Here is a 17,042-nt window from a genome sequence, read left to right as displayed (position 1 = left end):
GCAGTACGACGATCGGCCAGCCTACCCCGGGCTCAGGCCTGGCGGATCACCGGGCGTTCGGCTGCCAGGAGGAACACGACGGAACGGTCCTGTTCGGCCCAGGTGCGGGTGTCCAGGCCGACGGACTGGAGCAGGGCGCATTCGACGGTGTACCCGCCTTCGGCCAGGGCGCGTCCGATGGCTTCCGCTTCGTCGCGGGTGGAGGCGTGGCTGACGATCCGCTCGGGGCGGCGGTCTGCGACGGCGGCGACGACCGCGGCTCCTCCGCCGCCGACGCGGACGACGTCCGGTTCGGGGAGGTCCTCCAGGACGTGCGGGGCGCGCCCGGCGACGACTTGGAGCTGTAGGCCGCGCGCGCGGGCGGCTGCGCCGGCGCGTTCGCAGGCGCGCGGGTCGGCGTCGACGGCGATGACGGCGGCGCCGAAGGCGGCGGCTTCCACGGCGAAGACCCCGGAGCCGGATCCGATGTCCCAGACGAGGTCGCCGGTGCGCGGGCCGAGCCGGGCGAGCTGGGCGGCGCGGAGCGGGGCGGATTCCCCTTCCGCGGCGTGGGGCAGGGGGTGGGCCCAGCCGCGTTCGGCGGTGCGGGCGGGGTTCTGGCCGAGCAGCCAGGGCGGGTCGGCGGCGATGCCGTGGCCGCCGATGGCGATGACGACGTTGGGGTTGCGCCAGACGTGGTCGGGGGCTTTGTCGGAGGTGACGACGGTGACCTGCTCGCGCTCGGTGCCGAGTTCCTCGCAGATGACGAAGGTGCGGTGGACGGGGCCGAGCAGCAGGGCGAGTTCGGCGGGTCCGGCGCCGGGCGAGGTGAGGACGGCGACCTTGCCGTGGGCGCGGCAGACGTTGACGGCGCGGCGCAGGGTGCGGGGGTTGGCGACGACGACCTGGGCGTCGTCCCAGGGCATGCCGGCGCGCGCGAAGGCGGCGGCGACCGAGGAGACGGCGGGGACGACTTCGACTTCGAGGCCGTACTCGGGGGCGCGCAGGGTGCGGACGGCGCCGAAGAAGCCGGGGTCGCCGTCGGCGAAGACGACGGCGCTGCCGCGGTGGCCGGCGATGCGGCGGGCGGCGAGGCCGAGGCTGCCGAGGCGGATGCGTTCGGCGGCGGGCGGGAGCTCGGGGAGTGCGAGGTGGTGGGCGGCGCCGGCCACGAGGGTGGCGGCCGAGAGCGCGGACCGGGCGGCCGCGGTCAGGGGGGAGCCGTCCCAGCCGATCACCGTGACCCGGTCGGCCATCGTCGTCTCTCCTGCTGGCTGGTGGGGGCGGGCGGGCGGGGCGGGTGTCGTCGGGCCGGGCGCGGCCCTGTCGTCGGGCCGGGCACGGCCGTGTCACCGGGGGCCGGGCACGTCGAGACTACCCGGCCGCCGGTTCAGTTCCAGTCGGCGCAGACGCGGTGGCCGCCCGCGTCGGCCCGGTGCACGACGGCGTGTCCGTAGCCTTCCTGGCCGCCGTACTCGTCCGGGTCCTCCAGGTCCTCGGGGAGGAGGCTCCAGACGATGAGGTCGGTGCGGGTGTCGCTCCAGGTGCCGTCGGCGTTCTGGGCGCGGACTATCCACGCGTTGCGCAGGACGCCCTCGCTGATGCAGCCGATCTTCTGGGCGACCTGCTGGGAGGCGGTGTTGTCGGCGGCGGTGCGGAGTTCGAGGCGTTCGAAGCGCTGGTCGCGGAAGAGCCATTGGGCGACGGCGAGTACGGATTCGCCGGCGTAGCCCTCGCCGCGGGCCCAGGGGGCGGTGACGTAGCCGACCTCGGTGCTGCGGGTGCGCCAGTCGGTGTTCCTCAGGTGCACGCTGCCGACGAGGCGCTGGGTGAGGAACTCGGAGACGGCGAAGGCGATGCCGCGGCCCTCGGTGCGTTCGGCGCGGGAGTGCAGGGTGGCCCAGGCGTGGGCGTCGGCGTGGGTGTAGGGGTGCGGCAGGGCGGTCCAGGCGGTGACCTGCTCGTCGTTCATCATCTCGGCGAGCGCGGTGACGTCCTCCACGTCGAAGGGGCGCAGCACCAGCCGGTCCGTGCTGATGGTGACGTCCGGGAAGGTGGTTGTCATGCGCAGCTCCATGCCTGAGAGGTGGGGCGACCGTGGTGCGGGACCGAGTGTGCGGGGCGGCGTCGTGCGGGCCGTCCAGCCACAGCATGCAGCATCGCCCGGCGGATGTGCATGGCCGCCCCTGCCCGGAAGCGGGCAGGCCGCGGCCCCGCGCGCCGGGGAGGGCGTGCGGGGCCGTGTGCACTGGTGGCGCGGGGTGCGCCGGTTGCGGTGGGTACCGCGGGTCAGGAGGCCGGGGTGGCGGCGGGGACGACCGAGCCCTGGTACTTCTCCTCGATGAACTTCTTGACCTCGTCGGAGCCGAGGAGCCGGGCGAGCTTCTCGATCCGCGGGTCCTTCTCGTTGCCGGCCTTGACCGCGAGGAAGTTGGCGTACGGGTTGCCCTCGGCCTTCTCCAGGGCCAGGGCGTCCTTGGCGGGCGAGAGCTTGGCCTCGATGGCGTAGTTGCCGTTGATGACGGCGGCGTCGACGTCGTTCAGGGCGCGCGGGACGGTGGCGGCCTCCAGCTCCTTGAACTCCAGGCCCTTCTTGTCGGCGATGTCGGACAGCTTGGCGCTGGTGCCGACGCCTTCCTTGAGGGTGATCAGGTTGTTCGCGGCGAGGAGCTGGAGGGCGCGGCCCTCGTTGGTGGTGTCGTTGGGGACGGCGATGGTCTGGCCGGGCTTGATGTCGGCGAGGGCCTTGGCCTTCTTGGAGTACAGGCCGAGGGGCTCCAGGTGCACGTTCACGACGGGCACGATGTGGGTGCCGTTCTTCTTGTTGAAGTCGTCGAGGTACGGCTTGTGCTGGAAGAAGTTGGCGCCGACCTGGCCCTGCTCGGTGGCGGTGTTGGGCAGGACGTAGTCCGTGAACTCCTTGACCTCCAGCTTGAGGCCTTCCTCGGCCGCGAGCTTGTCCTTGACGAAGTTCAGGATGTCGGCGTGCGGGCTCGGGGAGGCCGCAACGACGAGGGGCTTGGTCTCGTCGGCCTTGCCGTCGCCCTGCGCGGAAGACGGGTCCGAGGCGCTGCCGCAGGCGGTGAGGCCCAGGGCGAGCGCGGCGGTGGCGGCGGCGATGGCGGTGAGCTTGGTGTTCTTACGCACGAAGAGTGCCTTTCATGTGGTGCAAGTGCGCAGGTCGTGCGCGGGTCTTGCGGGTGGTGGCCCAAGCACGACAAGTGCGGGCTCTGTGGGGGTGGGGGTCTGTGGGGTCCGGATCCGGGTCCGGGCGGTGCCGTGTCCGTACGGGGTTGCCGGGTCCGTACGGGGTTGCCGGGTCCGTACGGGGGTGCCGGGTCCGTACGGGGGTGCCGGGTCCGTACGGCGGTCAGGCCGTGCGGCGGTCGGTCAGGCCGTACGGCCGCGGCGGGCGAGGAGGCGGACGACGCCGTCGCCGATGAGCTGGATCACCGTGACGACGGCGATCAGGATCACGACGGTGGCGATCATGAATCCGGTCTCGAAGCGCTGGAAGCCGTAGGTGACGGCCTTGGAGCCGAGGCCCTCGCCGCCGACCGCGCCGGCCATGGCGGAGTAGCCGACGAGGGTGATCAGGGTGGTGGTGACGCCGGCGACGAGCGAGGGCAGGGCCTGCGGGAGGAGCACCTTGCCGACGATGGTCGGGATGCCGCCGCCCATGGACTCGACGGCTTCGACGAGGCCGTGGTCCACCTCGCGGACGGCCGTCTCGACGAGGCGGGCGAAGAAGGGGATGGCGCCGATGGCGAGCGGGACGATCATCGCGGTGGGGCCGATGAAGGTGCCGACGACGGCGGTGGTCACCGGGATCAGGGCGATCAGCAGGATGATGAACGGCAGCGAGCGGCCGATGTTCACGATGACGCCGATGGCCTTGTTGAGCGGCCGGTTCTGCAGGAGGCCGCCCTTGTCGGTGAGGACGAGCAGGATCCCGAGGGGCAGTCCGCCGAGGACGGTGACCAGGGTGGACCACAGGACCATGTAGAGGGTGTCGTACGTGCCCTGGGTGAGCAGGGGCTGCATCTCGGACCAGGTCACTGGGCACCATCCTTGACGAGCTGGGCGAGCTCGGCGTCTGCGTCTTCGGCTGCTGCCGCGGCTGCGGCTGCGGTTGCGGGCGTGTCGGCGTCGTCGGCGAGCTCGACCTGGAGGCCCTGCTCGCGCAGGAAGCCCACCGGGACGACGTTGTCCTCGTAGCGGCCGGGGAGTTCGATGCGCATGCGGCCGATCTGGCGGCCGGCGACGGTGTCCATCGCGGCGCCGAGGATCGAGATGTCGATGTTGTACGTGCGCGCCAGCTGGGAGATGACCGGCTGGGTGGCGGACTCGCCGTGGAAGGTGACGTCGACGACGGTGCGGTCGGGGCCGGTGGCGTCGCCGCTGACGGGGAAGAGTTCGGCGGCGAGCTCGGAGCCGGGGGTGGCGAGCAGTTCGGCGACGGTGCCGGTCTCGACGATCCGGCCCTTCTTCATCAGGGCGGCGGAGTCGCAGATCGTCTTGACGACGTCCATCTCGTGCGTGATGAGCAGGACGGTCAGGCCGAGCTGGCGGTTGAGGTCGCGCAGCAGCTGGAGGATGGAGCGGGTGGTCTCGGGGTCGAGGGCGCTGGTGGCCTCGTCGGAGAGGAGCACCTTGGGGTCGCCGGCGAGGGCGCGGGCGATGCCGACGCGCTGCTTCTGGCCGCCGGAGAGCTGGCCGGGGTAGGCCTTGGCCTTGTCGGCGAGGCCGACGAGGTCGAGGAGTTCGAGGGCCTTGCGGGAGCGTTCGCGGCCGGGGACGCCGAGGATCTCCAGCGGGAGCTCGATATTGGCCTGGACGGTGCGCGAGGACAGCAGGTTGAAGTGCTGGAAGACCATGCCGATGCGGCTGCGGGCCTCGCGGAGCTCGCGGCCGGCGCGGCGGCCGCGCCCGGCCAGGGCGGTGAGGTCGACGCCGTCGACGGTCACGGTGCCGGAGGTGGGGCGTTCCAGCAGGTTGACGCACCGGATGAGGGAGGACTTGCCGGCGCCGCTCTGGCCGATGACTCCGAAGACCTCGCCCTCGCGGACGTGGAGGTCGACGCCGTCCAGGGCGGTGACCTCGCGGCCGCGGGACTGGTAGACCTTGGTGAGGCCCGATGTGGTGATCACAGGAATTCCGTCGCTGTCGAGTGCGCGGCGCAGCCTGGTGGCGGCCGGGCACGGGGCAAACATCTGGGGGCGCGATACGGGTCGAACCGGAATGTTTCGGCGGTTTCCACGCATGCGCGGGGCGGGAGCGATCCGTTCCGGTTCCTGCCGCCGGGATGCGGCGGCGGGCCGGACGGGCTCGGCCGGTCTCGCTTCGGGGCGCGAGACGGGAGGAGAGGGGCCCTCAGAAGGCGCACATTCGACACATACAACGAGCACCGGGCGTCATCGTCGCCTCGGTCGCAAGGGTGCGGCTGCTCGTCGTGGTCATGGGCCCCAGTAAAGCAGAGATGCCCCTTGCGCGATCAAAACCGTCCGGATAGCGGACAAACTTCGGCCACATACCGGACATCACCGGTCCGCCCCCAACCCGCCCGAGGGGCCGGTACGACGCCGCTGACCTGCACGGACACCTGGCCGGCCGGGTCGCGGGGCGGGTCCGCTCCGGGCTCGGTGCAGGGCCGCCCTGTGGTCAAGACCACTGCCGGGCTCCGGGCGGCCGCTCGCCGGGCGAAAGGCGGACACGGGGCCGGGCCCGAGAGCGAGCGCGAGGCCGGGCACAGGGGCGGGCACGAGGCGGGGTGCAGGGGCGGGCACGAGGCGGGGTGCAGGGGCGGGCACGGGGCCGGGCGAAGCGGTCCGGGCGGCCCGTAATACGCTCCCTGCATGCTCGACGCCCTGACGGTCGCCCTCGGCGCGACCGCCCTCGCCCTCGCCGCCTGGTGCGGCTTCGCCGCGCTGCGGGACCAGCCGACCAAGGACTGGCACTTCATCGGCATGGGCGTGGTGAGCCTGCTGGCGCTGGCCCAGCTGGTGGTCGGCGTGGTCGTGCTGGCCCGGGGCGGGAAGCCCGACGAGGGCTCGGTGATCTTCGTGGCCTATCTGCTGGGCGCCTTCGCCGCGGTCCCGGCGGCCGGGCTGCTCTCGCTGACCGAGCGGACCAAGTGGGGTTCGGTGACGGTGGCCGCCGGCGCGGTCGTCCTCGCCGTGCTCGAAGTGCGGCTCTACGACATCTGGGGGACCCCCGGTGCCTGACACCGACATGACCACCGGGCCGGCCGAAGGGGCCGCCCCCGCGCCGCGCGAGCGGCTGGTCTCCGGGCCCGGGCTGCTGCTGGTCTGGGTGTACGGCGTGATCACGGTCGGCGCGGTCTCGCGGTCCGTCTACCAGATCTCCACCGAGTTCGACCGGGCGCCGCTGCCGTACGCGCTGACCGGCCTGGCCGCGCTGGTCTACTGCTTCATCACGTACTCGCTGGTGCGCGGCGGAGAGGCCGCCCGCAGGGCGGCGCGGCTGTGCTGCGCCGCCGAGCTCGCCGGCGTACTGATCGTGGGGACGTGGACGCTGGTGCGCCCCGAGGCCTTCCCCGACTCCACCGTGTGGTCGCAGTTCGGGATGGGCTACCTGTTCATCCCGGTGATCCTGCCGGTCACCGGGATGCTCTGGCTGCGCGTCAGGCGCTGACCGCGAAGTCGGCGGCGCCCGCCTCCTTCTCCAGGACCAGCAGCTTCACGCCGTCGCCGGCGGTGCGTCCGCCGACCTGTACGTAGCCGGCGTTGCGGTAGAGGCGCAGGTTGGACTCGCTCTTGTGGCCGGTGTGCAGGCGGAAGCGGGCGGGGGCTCCCCCGTGGGCCGCGAGGGCCTCCTCGACGGCGCGCAGCAGGCGGGCGCCGAGGCCGTGGCCCTGCATCCGCGGGTGCACGCAGAGCTTGGCGATCCGGCCGGTGCCCTCGGCGTCGACGCTGCCGCGCACGGAGCCGACCACCTCGTCGCCGAGCCGGGCGACGAGCACGGTGTCGGACGCGAGCTCCGCCTTGAGGGAGTCCAGGGTCTGGGTGAGCGGCTGGATGCGGTAATTGCCGTACAGCTCGGCCTCGCGCTGGAAGGCCAGGTACTGGAGTTTGAGGATCTGCTCGCCGTCCTCGTCGACCGCCGCCGAAATCGTCACGCTCATGCCCATTTGCGCACGCCTCCTGCTCACCTGGTAGCCCGTTGGTCTACCGCTCCCTTCCCCGAAGGTGAGGAGCCGCAACCTCCGACGCGAGCATTCTGCGCAGACATCCCAGGCAGCGGGAACGAACTGGCCCTAAACTTCCTTGTGAGATACCCAACTCCCCTGCGATTTCACGGTAGGTCAAGTCTCTGGGCGAGAGAAGTGCCTGCATGAGCTCGGGACAGCGTCCGGGCAATCGGGCGACCGCCGATCGGAGGGCCCGCCCGTCCTCCCGGTGCAGCAGGGCCTCTTCGGGGGCGGCGCCGGCGTTTCCCGGGCGGCAGCCGTCCGCGACGTGGTGGCGGTGCCCGTACGGGATCTCACGGCGGGCGCGGCGCCGGGCGAGGCGGGCTTCGGCGCGCACGGCCCGGCGCAGCCAGCGGGCCGGCTCGGCGGGGGCGGGGCCGTGTTCGAGCAGCCTGACCCAGACGGCTTGTTCCAGGTCGGCGGCGTCCACACCGGCGCCGGGGGCCTCCGCGGCCGCCTCGGCGGAGAGCAGCGGGCCCAGGCTGTTCAGGAGGTCGGCGTCCTTCTGCAGGTCCATGCCGGGCGGGACGCGCGGGCCGTGCCGGGCGGTTTCCCCGCCCGGCACAGCTCACCCGAAGGCGGCGTTCCGGTTATCGGTTGACGCCTGCGGTCAGAGCACTGAGAGCACTAGCGTCCGCGGCCGGGGCGGAAGGCCTCCGCCGCGAGCAGCCCGGTGTCCGGGTTGTCGGTGAAGATGCCGTCGATGCCCTGCTCGAAGTACGTCCGGAAGGCGCCGAAGGCGTCGCCGTACGCGGCCGGGTCGGTGCCCTTGCGGTACTCGGCGGGCAGGAAGTTGTTCTCGTTGCGCGCGGTGTAGGGGTGCAGCACGAGGCCCTGCGCGTGGGCGTCCCTGACCAGGGTGGTCGGGGTGCCGAGCCGGCCGGCCGTGTCGCGCGGCACGATCAGGTCCAGGGTGGGGCCGATGCCCTGGGCGAATCCGGCGATCCACTTCAGTCCCCCGGGCGTGACGAGGTCCGCGACCGTACGCGGGTCCTTGGCCTGTTCGAAGTCCCAGGGGCGGGTGTTCGCGGCCCCGAGCAGGACCACGCGCGGCGCCGCCACCAGCCGGGCGAGGCGCTGGATGCTGGAGGGCTCGAAGGACTGCAGGAAGACGGGGGCGTTCCGGCCGTCGCGGCCGTGGCGGCGCAGCAGCCGGGCGAGGGGCTCCTCCAGGCCGAGGCCGAGGGAGCGGAAGTGGCTGGGGTGCTTGGTCTCGACGTGCAGCCAGACCCGCCTGCCGCGCCGCTTGCCCTCCCGGTCGGCCCAGCGGAGCACCTCCTCGAAGGTCGGCACCTCCCAGCGGCCGTCGTAGAGGGTGTTCCGCTGGCGCAGGGCGGGGATGCGCTCCTTGGCGCGGAGGGTCTTCAGCTCGGCGAGGGTGAAGTCCTCGGTGAACCATCCGGTGACCGCGACCCCGTCGACGGTCTTGGTGGTGCGCCGGGAGGCGAACTCCGGGTGGTCGGCGACGTCCGTGGTGCCGCCGATCTCGTTCTCGTGGCGGCACACCAGGTGTCCGTCCCGGGTGGGCACGAGGTCCTGCTCGACGACGTCGGCGCCCAGGTCGAGGGCGAGTGCGTACGAGCCGAGGGTGTGCTCGGGCCGGTAGCCGCTGGCGCCGCGGTGCCCGATGACGAGCGGGACGGGCAGGTCCTTGTACCCGCCGCCGTGGCGCGCCTCGGCGGCCCCCGCCGTCTCCCCGGCCCCCGCCGCCTCCGCGGATCCGGCCGGCGGCCCGGCGGGCTCCGCCGCCTGCGCGGATCCGGCCCCGAGCCCGGCCATGCCGGCGCCCGCCGCCAGGACGGCCGCCCCCAGGACCGTACGCCGTGCTGCCCCACCCTGCGTCATCAGTGCCACTCCCGTCGTCTGAAGGGCCCGCGGCCCGGCGTGGTCCGGCGGGTCCGGCGGGTCCGGATCGGCCTGCCGATGGTAGGCAGCTGCCGGTGGCGGGCAGGGGGGTACAGGCCGAACTTGGCGCAAACGTGTGTCAACACGATGTTTCAACCTCGTGAACCCGATGTGCGAGCGCACCTGACCCACGAGTATCGTCCTCACCTGCACGCACGGCCGCCGTGTCGTGCGAAGCCGCTTCTCGATGCCGGAGGGCTCACGTTGTTCCGTACCGCGCTCATCAAGGCCACCGTCGGACCGGTCATGCGCATGATGTTCCGCACCCGTGTGGAGGGCATCGAGAACATCCCCGGCTCCGGCCCGGTGATCCTGGCGGGCAACCACCTCACCTTCATCGACTCCATGATCCTGCCGCTGGTGTGCGACCGCACGGTCCACTTCATCGGCAAGGACGAGTACGTCACCGGCAAGGGCATCAAGGGCCGCGCCATGGCGTGGTTCTTCACCGGCTCCGGCATGATCCCGGTGGACCGGGACGGCGCCAACGGCGGCGTCGCCGCCCTCATGACCGGGCGCCGGATCCTGGAGGAGGGCAAGGTCTTCGGCATCTACCCGGAGGGCACCCGCTCCCCCGACGGCCGCCTCTACCGCGGCCGCACCGGCATCGCCCGCCTGACCCTGATGACGGGCGCCCCCGTGGTCCCGTTCGCCATCGTCGGCACGGACAAGCTGCAGCCCGGCGGCAAGGGCATGCCCCGCCCGGGCCGGGTCACCATCCGCTTCGGCGCGCCGATGGAGTTCTCCCGCTACGAGGGCATGGACCGCGACCGCTACGTGCTGCGCGCCGTCACCGACTCGGTGATGGCCGAGGTCATGCGGCTGTCGGGGCAGGAGTACGTGGACATGTACGCCACGAAGGCGAAGGCCGCCTGACCACGAGGGCGAAGGCAGCCTGACCCCTCGGGCCCTACTGCCGCTGCAGTGACCGGCTGACACCCGCCGCGGTCGTCGTGGCGAGGATCCAGCCGGTCACGATCAGCAGGTACGACAGCCACTGGCCCCAGCCGCGGGGCGCGAAGGCCTGCTCCTGGCCGAAGCCGATGATCGGCAGCAGCAGGTCGAGGGTGTAGAAGACCGGGTTGAACTCCGGCGCCTCCCCCGCCTTCAGCGGCGGGGGCGGCCGCAGCCCGTACGCGACCGAGCCCGTCAGCAGCAGGGCCAGCAGCCAGCCCGCCGCGCGCAGCGGCCGGAACCCGTAGCCGACGGTGGCGTCCTGGAGCAGCCCCCACAGGCGGGTGTGCCGGGGCAGGGTGCGCCGGTGCCGCCGCAGCTTGGCGAGCTGCACGGTCCGGGCGGCGGCCTCGTCGCCGGCGGTGCGGTAGGCCGCGGCGAGCTGCTCGTAGGAGTACGGCAGGTACCCGAACTCCTCCCGCTCCAAGGCAGGCAGCCGCTCCTCGGGGGGCAGGTGCGGGGAGAGGGTGCGGTAGGTCAGGCCGGCGATGCGGATCCGGTCGGGCCAGGTCCCGGGTTCGACGTACAGCAGGTCGAGGGTGGAGCGGCGCAGGTTCACCGCGCCCCGCACCGGCTCGCAGCGGTTCAGCCACAGCTCGCCGATGGTGCAGCTGGAGGCGCGCAGGGCGGTCTCGCCGGGGGCGTGGAAGCGGGCCCGGGCGAAGTAGGCCTGGCCGGGGATGCGGGATCCGGTCAGGTTGACCATGCCGCGGGCGTCGAGGCGGTGGGCACGCAGGTCGGTGCCGACGGTGAGGGTCTCCGCGTGCAGGGCGATGCCGCCGGGGGCGTCGAGGCGGGCGCCGTCGAGCTGGACCTGGCCGCCGACGGTGGCGCCGTTGATGCGGGTCTGGCCGTGGACGGTGAGGCCCATGGCGATGACGTCGGTGCCGATGTCGGCGTGGTTGAGCTGGAGCGGGGGCTCGTCGGCCGCTTCCTCCGCGTCAGGGGCGCCGATCACGGCCTGCTGGAGGAAGAGGCCGCCGGATATCCGCGCGCCCTGGAGGCGGACGGGGCCGCCGATGCGGCAGCAAGAGAGCCGCAGGACGAGGTCCACGCGGAGGTTGGAGGCGGTCAGGCCGGGCAGCACGGAGTCGGAGAGGACGAGGGCGCGCAGCTGGGCCCCGTACATGACGGGGGCGCGTTCGAACCAGCAGGAGCGGAGCCGGACGCCGTGCTCGATGGTCGCGTACCTCCAGTCGATCCTGCCGGTGATCCGGGCGCCTTCGACCTTGAGGCCGGCGACCAGGCCCTCCGCGGCGCTCCCGCTCAGCAGGAGGGCGGTGAGCACCTCGGCGCGGATCGTCCGCTCGGGGCCCCAGGCCGCGCCGTCGGCGGCGTCCTCGTCGGGGTGCTCCCGGAAGTCGACGCCCACGCCGCGCGGGAACGCCTCACGGACGCGGCGCTCGGCGGGGGTCAGGTCGTTGATCTCCATCGCGAGGATGGTGGCGCGCACGCCGACAGGGTGTCAACTTCGTGCGCGACACCACCCTTTGGGGTGAACATCAGTGGTGGGCGGCGACGCCTTCCTGGAGCTTCTGCCCCTTGAGCAGGAACCAGGCGGCCACGGCGGTGGCCAGCAGGACGAGGGCGCTGACGCCGGAGGCGTAGTGCAGGCCGTCCACGAAGGCCCCCTGCGCGGCGTCCAGCAGCGTGTGCCCGGTCTGCGGGTCCAGGGCGCCGGCGGCTTCGACGGCGCCGCCGAGGGATTCGTGCGCGGCCTCGGCGAGCGGCGCGGGGACCGCGGCGGGGGCGGTGAAGCCCTGGTAGACGCCGGTGACGATGGAGCCGAGGAGGGCGATGCCGAGGGCGGCGCCCAGCTCGTACGCGGTCTCGGAGACGGCCGAGGCGGCGCCGGCCTGCTCCTTGGGGACGCTGGAGAGGATCACGTCGGCGGTGACGGTGAAGGAGAAGCCCGCACCGAGGCCGACGATGAGCAGGGACGCGCCGAGCAGCGGGTAGCCGCTGTCCTGCCGGACCAGGGTGAGCACGCCGAGGGCCAGGCCTATCGCCCCGAGGCCGCCGGCCACGACGGACCGGACGGAGAACCGGCGGGCCCACCGGCCGGCGATCAGGCCGGTGACCACCGCGCCGATGGCGGCGGGCAGTTCGGCGAGGCCGGCCTCCAGCGGCTCGCGGCCCTGGACGAGCTGGAGGAACTGGGAGAGGAAGAACAGCAGGCCGGAGAGGCCGAAGACGGTGAGGAGGTCGGCGACCACGGCCCCGGAGAACCCGCGGTCCTTGAAGAGCCGCATGTCGAGCAGCGGCGCGGCGAGCGTGAACTGGCGGCGCACGAAGGCGTACAGGGCGGCCGCGCCGATCACGGTGGCGAGGCCGGCGTCCCAGGTCGGGCCGTGGGTGGCGGCTTCCTTGACGGCGTAGACGACACCGATGACACCGACGAGGGAGAGGGCGACGCTGATCAGGTCCCAGGGTCCGGCGACCGGGTTCTTGGACTCGGGCAGCAGCTTGATGCCGACGAGGACCAGGACGATCATCACGGGCAGGTTGATGAGGAAGACCGAGCCCCAGTGGAAGTGCTGGAGGAGCGCTCCGCCGACGACGGGGCCGACGGCCGCGCCCGCGGAGGCGGTGGCGCCCCAGATGCCGATGGCGAGGCTGCGCTCGCGCGGGTCGGTGAAGATGTTCCGGATCAGCGCGAGGGTGGAGGGCATGAGGGTCGCGCCGGCCACGCCGAGCAGGGCCCGGGCCACGATCATCGTCTCGGGGCTGGTGGCGTAGGCGGTGAGCACGGAGACGGCGCCGAATGCGGTCGCGCCGGCCAGCAGGAGCTTCTTGCGGCCGATGCGGTCGCCGAGGGAGCCCATGGAGACGAGCAGGCCGGCGATGACGAAGGAGTAGATGTCGCCGATCCAGAGCAGCTGCGTGCCGGACGGCTTGAGGTCCTCGGAGAGGGACGGGGTGGCGAGGCCGAGGACGGTGGCGTCGACGGCGACGAGGAGGACGGCCAGCACCAGCACGGCCAGCGCGAGCCAGCGCCCGCGGCTGCCGCTCCCGCCCGTCTCCGCCCCCGTCCGGGGCTTCAGCTGCTCGGTTGCGGTCATTTCCTATCACTCCGTTGCGCACCACCGAGCAAAAGCTCGATGATCATGTGTTGGAAGTCCTTGGCGGCCACCCGGCCGTCCATGACGGCCCAGGCGCAGGTGCCGATGAGGCCGTAGAGGGCCTCGGTGAGCCAGGCGGGGCTCAGGTCGATCCGGATGTCGCCCTCCGCCTGGCCGCGCCGGAACAGCGCGCTGACGCGGGCGTCGAGCCGGGCCCATCCCTCGTTGACCTGGTCGCCTTCGAACAGCTGGTTCTCGGTGACGAGGAAGGCCAGCAGCTGGGCGTTGGACTCGCTTTCCGCGACGAGCCGGCGCAGCGCCTCCACGGCGGTGCCCTCGTCGAGGCGCGCCCGGTCGAAGGCGTCCTCGAACTCGCGGATGCCGAATTCCTCCAGGGCCCGCACGAGGGCGTCGCGCCCGGCGAAGTGCCGGTGGAGGGTCGCGCGGCCGATTCCGGCGGCGCGGGCGACCTCGTCCATCGTGGCGGTCGATTTGCGGGAGAGCAGGGCTGCGGCGTCGCGGAGCACCTGGTCACGATCCATGGCCATGAGACAACAGTACACCAAATGAGACGTTGACGTCTCATTCTTTATTGCGGTGCCCTCGGGCACCGGGAACGGAAGACTGCACCGATGACGACGAAGCCCCTGCTCCTGATCGACGTGGACGGCCCGCTTGTCTCTGCGGTTTCCTTTTGTCTCGTTGTCTCGCTAGCCAACCCGACCCCGCGCTAGCCATGCCCTGGCGGGCACGCGTGTCTCACACTGCTGGACAGCCATTGATCAGTGGCCGACGTCGGTGATCGTCCCGATAATCGCCACGGCCGTGGACAGAGGTTCACCCGGCCAAAGACTTGATTGATGGGGTGGACGCGCTGCTGCCGGCGTACGACGAGCAGGTACGGGGACATGTTACGGAACAGGCACCGATGGGCTCCGTGGTCGAGCGGGACGGGCTGGTGGTCCGCACCCACTACGCCACGCACGGCACTGTTCGGCACTCCCCCTTGGGCAAGGAAACCGACCGGACAGAAGTCACCAGGCTGATCCGTCGGCAGCAAGAGGCCTTCGCCGCCCGGTGCGAACCGGCCGAGTGGCGGGCTTACAGTCACGACCCGATGCCCATGGACGAGCCATTGCTGGCCGCCGGCTTCGCAGTTGTCGGGCCGACCCGGACGCTACTCATCGCCGAGCTCGGCGATCTGACAAGCACGACGGCACCAGCGCAGGGCCTGCGCGTGCGTCGGCTGGGCTACGGCTACCACCGGATGCGGGAGCTCGGCCGACTGGTCGCGGCCTGCGGGCCGTACCCGCGCGGCCTGGCAGGCATTCGTGAGGACCACGGGAACCTGCTGAGCTGGGCACTGAACGTCCAGCTACTGGAAGCGGAGACCCGACTCGTCGGGGCCGGCTGGGCAGAGGCCGTGGGGGCGACGGAGTTCGCCGCGGTTCGGGGTCTGACCGGCCCACACACAGAGTTTCTCCCCCACTGGGTCCAGTGGGCATGCAACAGCCGCGCCCTCCACATGGGTATCGGCCAGGCACCGGAGCTCAGCTCGTCGGAGGGGTCCGCACGCTGAACGGCTACCAGGCCAATCCAGAGGATCACCGATGGGGCGTGAGGGAAGACGTGCTCGCGGTTGCTGTCCCACATATGAGAGCGCCTATCTCAACGGCACCTACCGCCGCTGGCACGTGCTGACTCCAGCTGAACGGCTCCGCCTCGTCGGGCCCGGCGGCGGAAGCGCCCTCCCCGCCGTCCAGTCCGACGGCTCGCCCTTTCTGGGCTGGGCAACCACACTCCGCCGAACCTCCGCCCACATCCGCGACCAGTGGGAGCCCGCGTTCCCCCGACGCCGCCTGTCACAGGCGGCCTGACGAGCCTTCACCTTCGCTCAGGAGCCATTCCCTCACCGAAGGAACACGGTCCAAGAGTCGACTGATCCGCATGCCTTCCTCTCGCGAAGTCACCCTCGGCAACGGACTGAAGTCGGCGGGAAGCACGTCCAACAGGCTGATCACATGACCTCCCTCACGCATCGTGATCAACAGCTCGCACCGCAGCTGACGCGGAATGGCTGGGCGATGAGCCAAGCTGTTCCACAGCGCCGGCCATAGGTAGTGGTTACCACTGGGCGCCGCATTGACCGTCACCCACGCGGGGTCCAACCGCTGGTTGAGGCCGAGGTTACGTGCCCGCTCCTCCAGCCTGAGCAGCGAGACCGTATCGATGACCTTCACCTCGCGAGGTACCGGGGGATTCGAGTTCACCGCCCCATGCTGCCCGACAGCTCCCTCTACAGAAGAACCGAGGCCAGATCCGCTACACGATTCCGGCGCGCTGCGCCTGCAGTTCGGAGCGGACGAGTTCGAGCAGACGGCCGGCCCAGTTGCGGCCGCGGCCGGCGTTGTCACCCCAGAAGGAAGAGTCGGCATCGTCGTAGATGAGGGTGGCGTCGTCGGTTGCCAGAAGGATCTCTGCCAGGTCTGGGTGCTGGGCGTACTTGGCACGTAGGAGCTTGATCATGACGGCGCTGCGGGCGTGTTCCCAACCCGCGCGCTGATTGGCGTCGGCGGCCAGCTTACGGGCGGCGTACGAGGTATCCGCCGCTGCGATGGCGGCTTGTGCCATGCAGCCGTCGACCGACAAGGCCCAATAGGCGTGGGCAACGGACGAGTAGGTCGTCCCGCCGATGTCGATGGACGCAGGGTAGTCGCTGCGCAGACCCACCTTGCCTGGGTCATCGACGCGCTGCCGCGGGTACGAGTGGTACAGATGAACCGCCGCGGCGTGCGGAGTCGCAGGCCCGTCCGCAGGAACCCGGGAGGGCCGTTCGGCGATCAGCCGGGCGCGCTCTTCGAAGTAGTTGACGGCTTCGTCGTACGTCTCCTGTGAGACGGGCTCGCCGGACCAGTTTTCCGGCACGCCGCCCGGCCCGGCCACCAGCACTCGGAGGGGCCAGTCCTTACGGTCCATGTCGCCGAGCGCGTAGCGGCGCCGCGTCGCGGGGATGGCGAGATAGGCGGCGTGTGCGGCGGCACGGTTCTCCTCGGTCCGGTCAGCGAGGAACATGCCGACAGCGTCCAGGCACCGGCCGGTCGAATCGGGGCGGCCGTTCAACTTGTCGATGGTGTCCCGTACCTCGGCGAGCAGCAGCTCCGGGGTGAACCACGTACGAGGCTCGCTGAACCTCCACGCGGCCAGGTCGTGGGCTGATGCCTCGCCGCCCTCCGGGAGGTCGGTGGCCACCCAACCGGAGCAAAGCTTCTGCTCGAACTCATCGATGGTGACCAGGCCCCAGCAGTCGATGAGCCCGTCGGCGTAAATGACGAGATCGGTGAGAAAGAACGTCCCACCGTTGCGAATGAAGGCGTGACGCCAGGTTCCAGGTATACGGACGCCGTCCGCCTTACGGTATGTGATCCGGTTGCCGATCATCCCGTCATTGTGCCGGGCCACGCCACACGCCCTCCAGCCCATTAGCGGACACTCATCCGCTGCGAGCCGGAGGCCACCACCCCTGCGCCCGTGAGAATCGGTCGGACACGTCTCATGCCCGCATAAGCCCGCTGAACCCGTACGCGGCACAGGCCCAGCGCCGCCCCGCGGGGTACGCCACCCACCGGATGCGGCCGAAGGGCTGGATTGAGGCCGAGAGCAGGAAGCCGCTGCGCGTGTGGCTGAACCCCAGCCACGGCGCGGAGCTGCTCGCCTTGGCGGACGCCTACGAGCTGGTCTGGGCGACGACCTGGAAGGACGAGGCGAACGACTGGATAGGCCCGCCCCTCGGCCTGCCGCGGCTGCCGTACATCGACTGGCCGCAGATGCACGGGCGGGCGCCGCGCGGAACCTTCTGGAAGACGCAGTACGTCCTGGAGTACGCGTGCGGGCGCGAGTTCGCCTGGATCGACGACGACATCACGGACGTGACT

Annotated in this window: 17 protein-coding genes and 1 pseudogene; 5 read left to right on the top strand and 13 right to left on the bottom strand. The window is 71.7% G+C overall.

From position 1 onward, the window contains the following. Window positions 1-32 precede the first annotated feature (32 nt). The 5 genes from cbiE to ACIQUT_RS14030 all read right to left on the bottom strand — a co-directional run bounded on the left by cbiE (window position 33) and on the right by ACIQUT_RS14030 (window position 5,129). The gene (gene cbiE / locus ACIQUT_RS14050) at window positions 33-1,235 is read right to left on the bottom strand and encodes a precorrin-6y C5,15-methyltransferase (decarboxylating) subunit CbiE (RefSeq protein WP_403562795.1); all 1,203 of its coding nucleotides are present in this window, start codon (window positions 1,233-1,235) and stop codon (window positions 33-35) included. A gap of 134 nt (window positions 1,236-1,369) precedes the next feature. Beyond that, complete coding sequence (locus tag ACIQUT_RS14045; RefSeq protein WP_403562793.1) at window positions 1,370-2,044, bottom strand: GNAT family N-acetyltransferase; 675 nt, start codon at window positions 2,042-2,044, stop codon at window positions 1,370-1,372. A 224-nt stretch (window positions 2,045-2,268) separates the two neighbouring features. Next, on the bottom strand, window positions 2,269-3,126 hold the full coding sequence (locus tag ACIQUT_RS14040; protein ID WP_403562791.1) for a MetQ/NlpA family ABC transporter substrate-binding protein: 858 nt from the start codon (window positions 3,124-3,126) through the stop codon (window positions 2,269-2,271). A gap of 243 nt (window positions 3,127-3,369) precedes the next feature. Beyond that, on the bottom strand, window positions 3,370-4,038 hold the full coding sequence (locus ACIQUT_RS14035; RefSeq protein ID WP_179175304.1) for a methionine ABC transporter permease: 669 nt from the start codon (window positions 4,036-4,038) through the stop codon (window positions 3,370-3,372). After that, window positions 4,035-5,129, bottom strand: coding sequence for a methionine ABC transporter ATP-binding protein (locus tag ACIQUT_RS14030; protein WP_403562789.1), 1,095 nt, complete (start codon window positions 5,127-5,129; stop codon window positions 4,035-4,037). The genes ACIQUT_RS14035 and ACIQUT_RS14030 overlap by 4 nt, the downstream gene beginning before the upstream one ends. A gap of 705 nt (window positions 5,130-5,834) precedes the next feature. Between ACIQUT_RS14030 and ACIQUT_RS14025 the strand changes: the two genes are divergently transcribed. After that, complete coding sequence (locus ACIQUT_RS14025) at window positions 5,835-6,203, top strand: hypothetical protein (protein WP_403562787.1); 369 nt, start codon at window positions 5,835-5,837, stop codon at window positions 6,201-6,203. Between the two features lie 7 nt (window positions 6,204-6,210). Then, complete coding sequence (locus tag ACIQUT_RS14020; RefSeq protein ID WP_403563169.1) at window positions 6,211-6,633, top strand: hypothetical protein; 423 nt, start codon at window positions 6,211-6,213, stop codon at window positions 6,631-6,633. On the opposite strand, the gene ACIQUT_RS14015 is transcribed toward ACIQUT_RS14020, so the two are convergent. The 3 genes from ACIQUT_RS14015 to ACIQUT_RS14005 form a co-directional block, all read right to left on the bottom strand. Next, window positions 6,623-7,129, bottom strand: coding sequence for a GNAT family N-acetyltransferase (locus ACIQUT_RS14015; protein ID WP_403562785.1), 507 nt, complete (start codon window positions 7,127-7,129; stop codon window positions 6,623-6,625). The genes ACIQUT_RS14020 and ACIQUT_RS14015 overlap by 11 nt on opposite strands. 37 nt (window positions 7,130-7,166) lie before the next feature. Further along, window positions 7,167-7,706 (bottom strand): sigma-70 family RNA polymerase sigma factor, encoded by a 540-nt coding sequence (locus ACIQUT_RS14010; protein WP_403562783.1) that lies wholly within the window; start codon window positions 7,704-7,706, stop codon window positions 7,167-7,169. A gap of 110 nt (window positions 7,707-7,816) precedes the next feature. Continuing rightward, complete coding sequence (locus tag ACIQUT_RS14005; protein ID WP_403562781.1) at window positions 7,817-9,034, bottom strand: glycerophosphodiester phosphodiesterase; 1,218 nt, start codon at window positions 9,032-9,034, stop codon at window positions 7,817-7,819. A 306-nt stretch (window positions 9,035-9,340) separates the two neighbouring features. On the opposite strand from ACIQUT_RS14005, the gene ACIQUT_RS14000 reads away from it, so the two are divergent. Continuing rightward, complete coding sequence (locus ACIQUT_RS14000) at window positions 9,341-9,970, top strand: lysophospholipid acyltransferase family protein (protein ID WP_403563167.1); 630 nt, start codon at window positions 9,341-9,343, stop codon at window positions 9,968-9,970. Between the two features lie 34 nt (window positions 9,971-10,004). Here ACIQUT_RS14000 and ACIQUT_RS13995 read toward each other — a convergent pair whose 3' ends face one another. The 3 genes from ACIQUT_RS13995 to ACIQUT_RS13985 form a co-directional block, all read right to left on the bottom strand. Next, window positions 10,005-11,480, bottom strand: coding sequence for a membrane-associated oxidoreductase (locus ACIQUT_RS13995; RefSeq protein WP_403563165.1), 1,476 nt, complete (start codon window positions 11,478-11,480; stop codon window positions 10,005-10,007). A gap of 70 nt (window positions 11,481-11,550) precedes the next feature. Continuing rightward, window positions 11,551-13,110 carry an MFS transporter gene (locus ACIQUT_RS13990; protein ID WP_403562779.1) on the bottom strand — a complete coding sequence of 520 codons (1,560 nt, stop codon included), beginning with the start codon at window positions 13,108-13,110 and terminating at the stop codon, window positions 11,551-11,553. After that, window positions 13,107-13,658 (bottom strand): TetR/AcrR family transcriptional regulator, encoded by a 552-nt coding sequence (locus ACIQUT_RS13985; protein WP_403562777.1) that lies wholly within the window; start codon window positions 13,656-13,658, stop codon window positions 13,107-13,109. The genes ACIQUT_RS13990 and ACIQUT_RS13985 overlap by 4 nt, the downstream gene beginning before the upstream one ends. Before the next feature lie 317 nt (window positions 13,659-13,975). Here ACIQUT_RS13985 and ACIQUT_RS13980 point away from each other — a divergent pair, with 317 nt between their 5' ends. Continuing rightward, window positions 13,976-14,689 (top strand): hypothetical protein, encoded by a 714-nt coding sequence (locus ACIQUT_RS13980; RefSeq protein ID WP_403562775.1) that lies wholly within the window; start codon window positions 13,976-13,978, stop codon window positions 14,687-14,689. 283 nt (window positions 14,690-14,972) lie between these two features. Here ACIQUT_RS13980 and ACIQUT_RS13975 read toward each other — a convergent pair whose 3' ends face one another. Further along, window positions 14,973-15,380: a hypothetical protein gene (locus ACIQUT_RS13975; protein WP_403562773.1), complete on the bottom strand. Its 408-nt coding sequence runs from the start codon at window positions 15,378-15,380 to the stop codon at window positions 14,973-14,975. Between the two features lie 52 nt (window positions 15,381-15,432). Further along, window positions 15,433-16,548, bottom strand: a complete 1,116-nt coding sequence (locus tag ACIQUT_RS13970; RefSeq protein ID WP_403562771.1) for an NADAR family protein — start codon at window positions 16,546-16,548, stop codon at window positions 15,433-15,435. Window positions 16,549-16,670: 122 nt separating this feature from the next. Between ACIQUT_RS13970 and ACIQUT_RS13965 the strand changes: the two are divergent. Next, a pseudogene (locus ACIQUT_RS13965) lies at window positions 16,671-17,033 on the top strand (hypothetical protein); the annotation flags it as partial. Between the last annotated feature and the right edge of the window lie 9 nt (window positions 17,034-17,042).

It is taken from the genome of Streptomyces sp. NPDC090445 (genome assembly GCF_044769385.1).
Taxonomy (GTDB): Bacteria; Actinomycetota; Actinomycetes; order Streptomycetales; family Streptomycetaceae; genus Streptomyces.
The sequence above is the reverse complement of the archived record's forward strand: the minus strand, read 5'-3'. Positions and strand labels throughout refer to the sequence as shown.

What these genes read in the sequence shown, in the direction of transcription:
- ACIQUT_RS13995 (WP_403563165.1), bottom strand. Translation starts at nt 11,480, where the DNA reads ATGGAGATCAACGACCTGACCCCCGCCGAGCGCCGCGTCCGTGAGGCG.
- ACIQUT_RS14000 (WP_403563167.1), top strand. Translation starts at nt 9,341, where the DNA reads ATGCGCATGATGTTCCGCACCCGTGTGGAGGGCATCGAGAACATCCCC.
- ACIQUT_RS14005 (WP_403562781.1), bottom strand. Translation starts at nt 9,034, where the DNA reads ATGACGCAGGGTGGGGCAGCACGGCGTACGGTCCTGGGGGCGGCCGTC.
- ACIQUT_RS14015 (WP_403562785.1), bottom strand. Translation starts at nt 7,129, where the DNA reads ATGGGCATGAGCGTGACGATTTCGGCGGCGGTCGACGAGGACGGCGAG.
- cbiE (WP_403562795.1), bottom strand. Translation starts at nt 1,235, where the DNA reads ATGGCCGACCGGGTCACGGTGATCGGCTGGGACGGCTCCCCCCTGACC.
- ACIQUT_RS14010 (WP_403562783.1), bottom strand. Translation starts at nt 7,706, where the DNA reads ATGGACCTGCAGAAGGACGCCGACCTCCTGAACAGCCTGGGCCCGCTG.
- ACIQUT_RS14045 (WP_403562793.1), bottom strand. Translation starts at nt 2,044, where the DNA reads ATGACAACCACCTTCCCGGACGTCACCATCAGCACGGACCGGCTGGTG.
- ACIQUT_RS14020 (WP_403563169.1), top strand. Translation starts at nt 6,211, where the DNA reads ATGACCACCGGGCCGGCCGAAGGGGCCGCCCCCGCGCCGCGCGAGCGG.
- ACIQUT_RS13985 (WP_403562777.1), bottom strand. Translation starts at nt 13,658, where the DNA reads ATGGCCATGGATCGTGACCAGGTGCTCCGCGACGCCGCAGCCCTGCTC.
- ACIQUT_RS13970 (WP_403562771.1), bottom strand. Translation starts at nt 16,548, where the DNA reads ATGATCGGCAACCGGATCACATACCGTAAGGCGGACGGCGTCCGTATA.
- ACIQUT_RS14025 (WP_403562787.1), top strand. Translation starts at nt 5,835, where the DNA reads ATGCTCGACGCCCTGACGGTCGCCCTCGGCGCGACCGCCCTCGCCCTC.
- ACIQUT_RS13990 (WP_403562779.1), bottom strand. Translation starts at nt 13,110, where the DNA reads ATGACCGCAACCGAGCAGCTGAAGCCCCGGACGGGGGCGGAGACGGGC.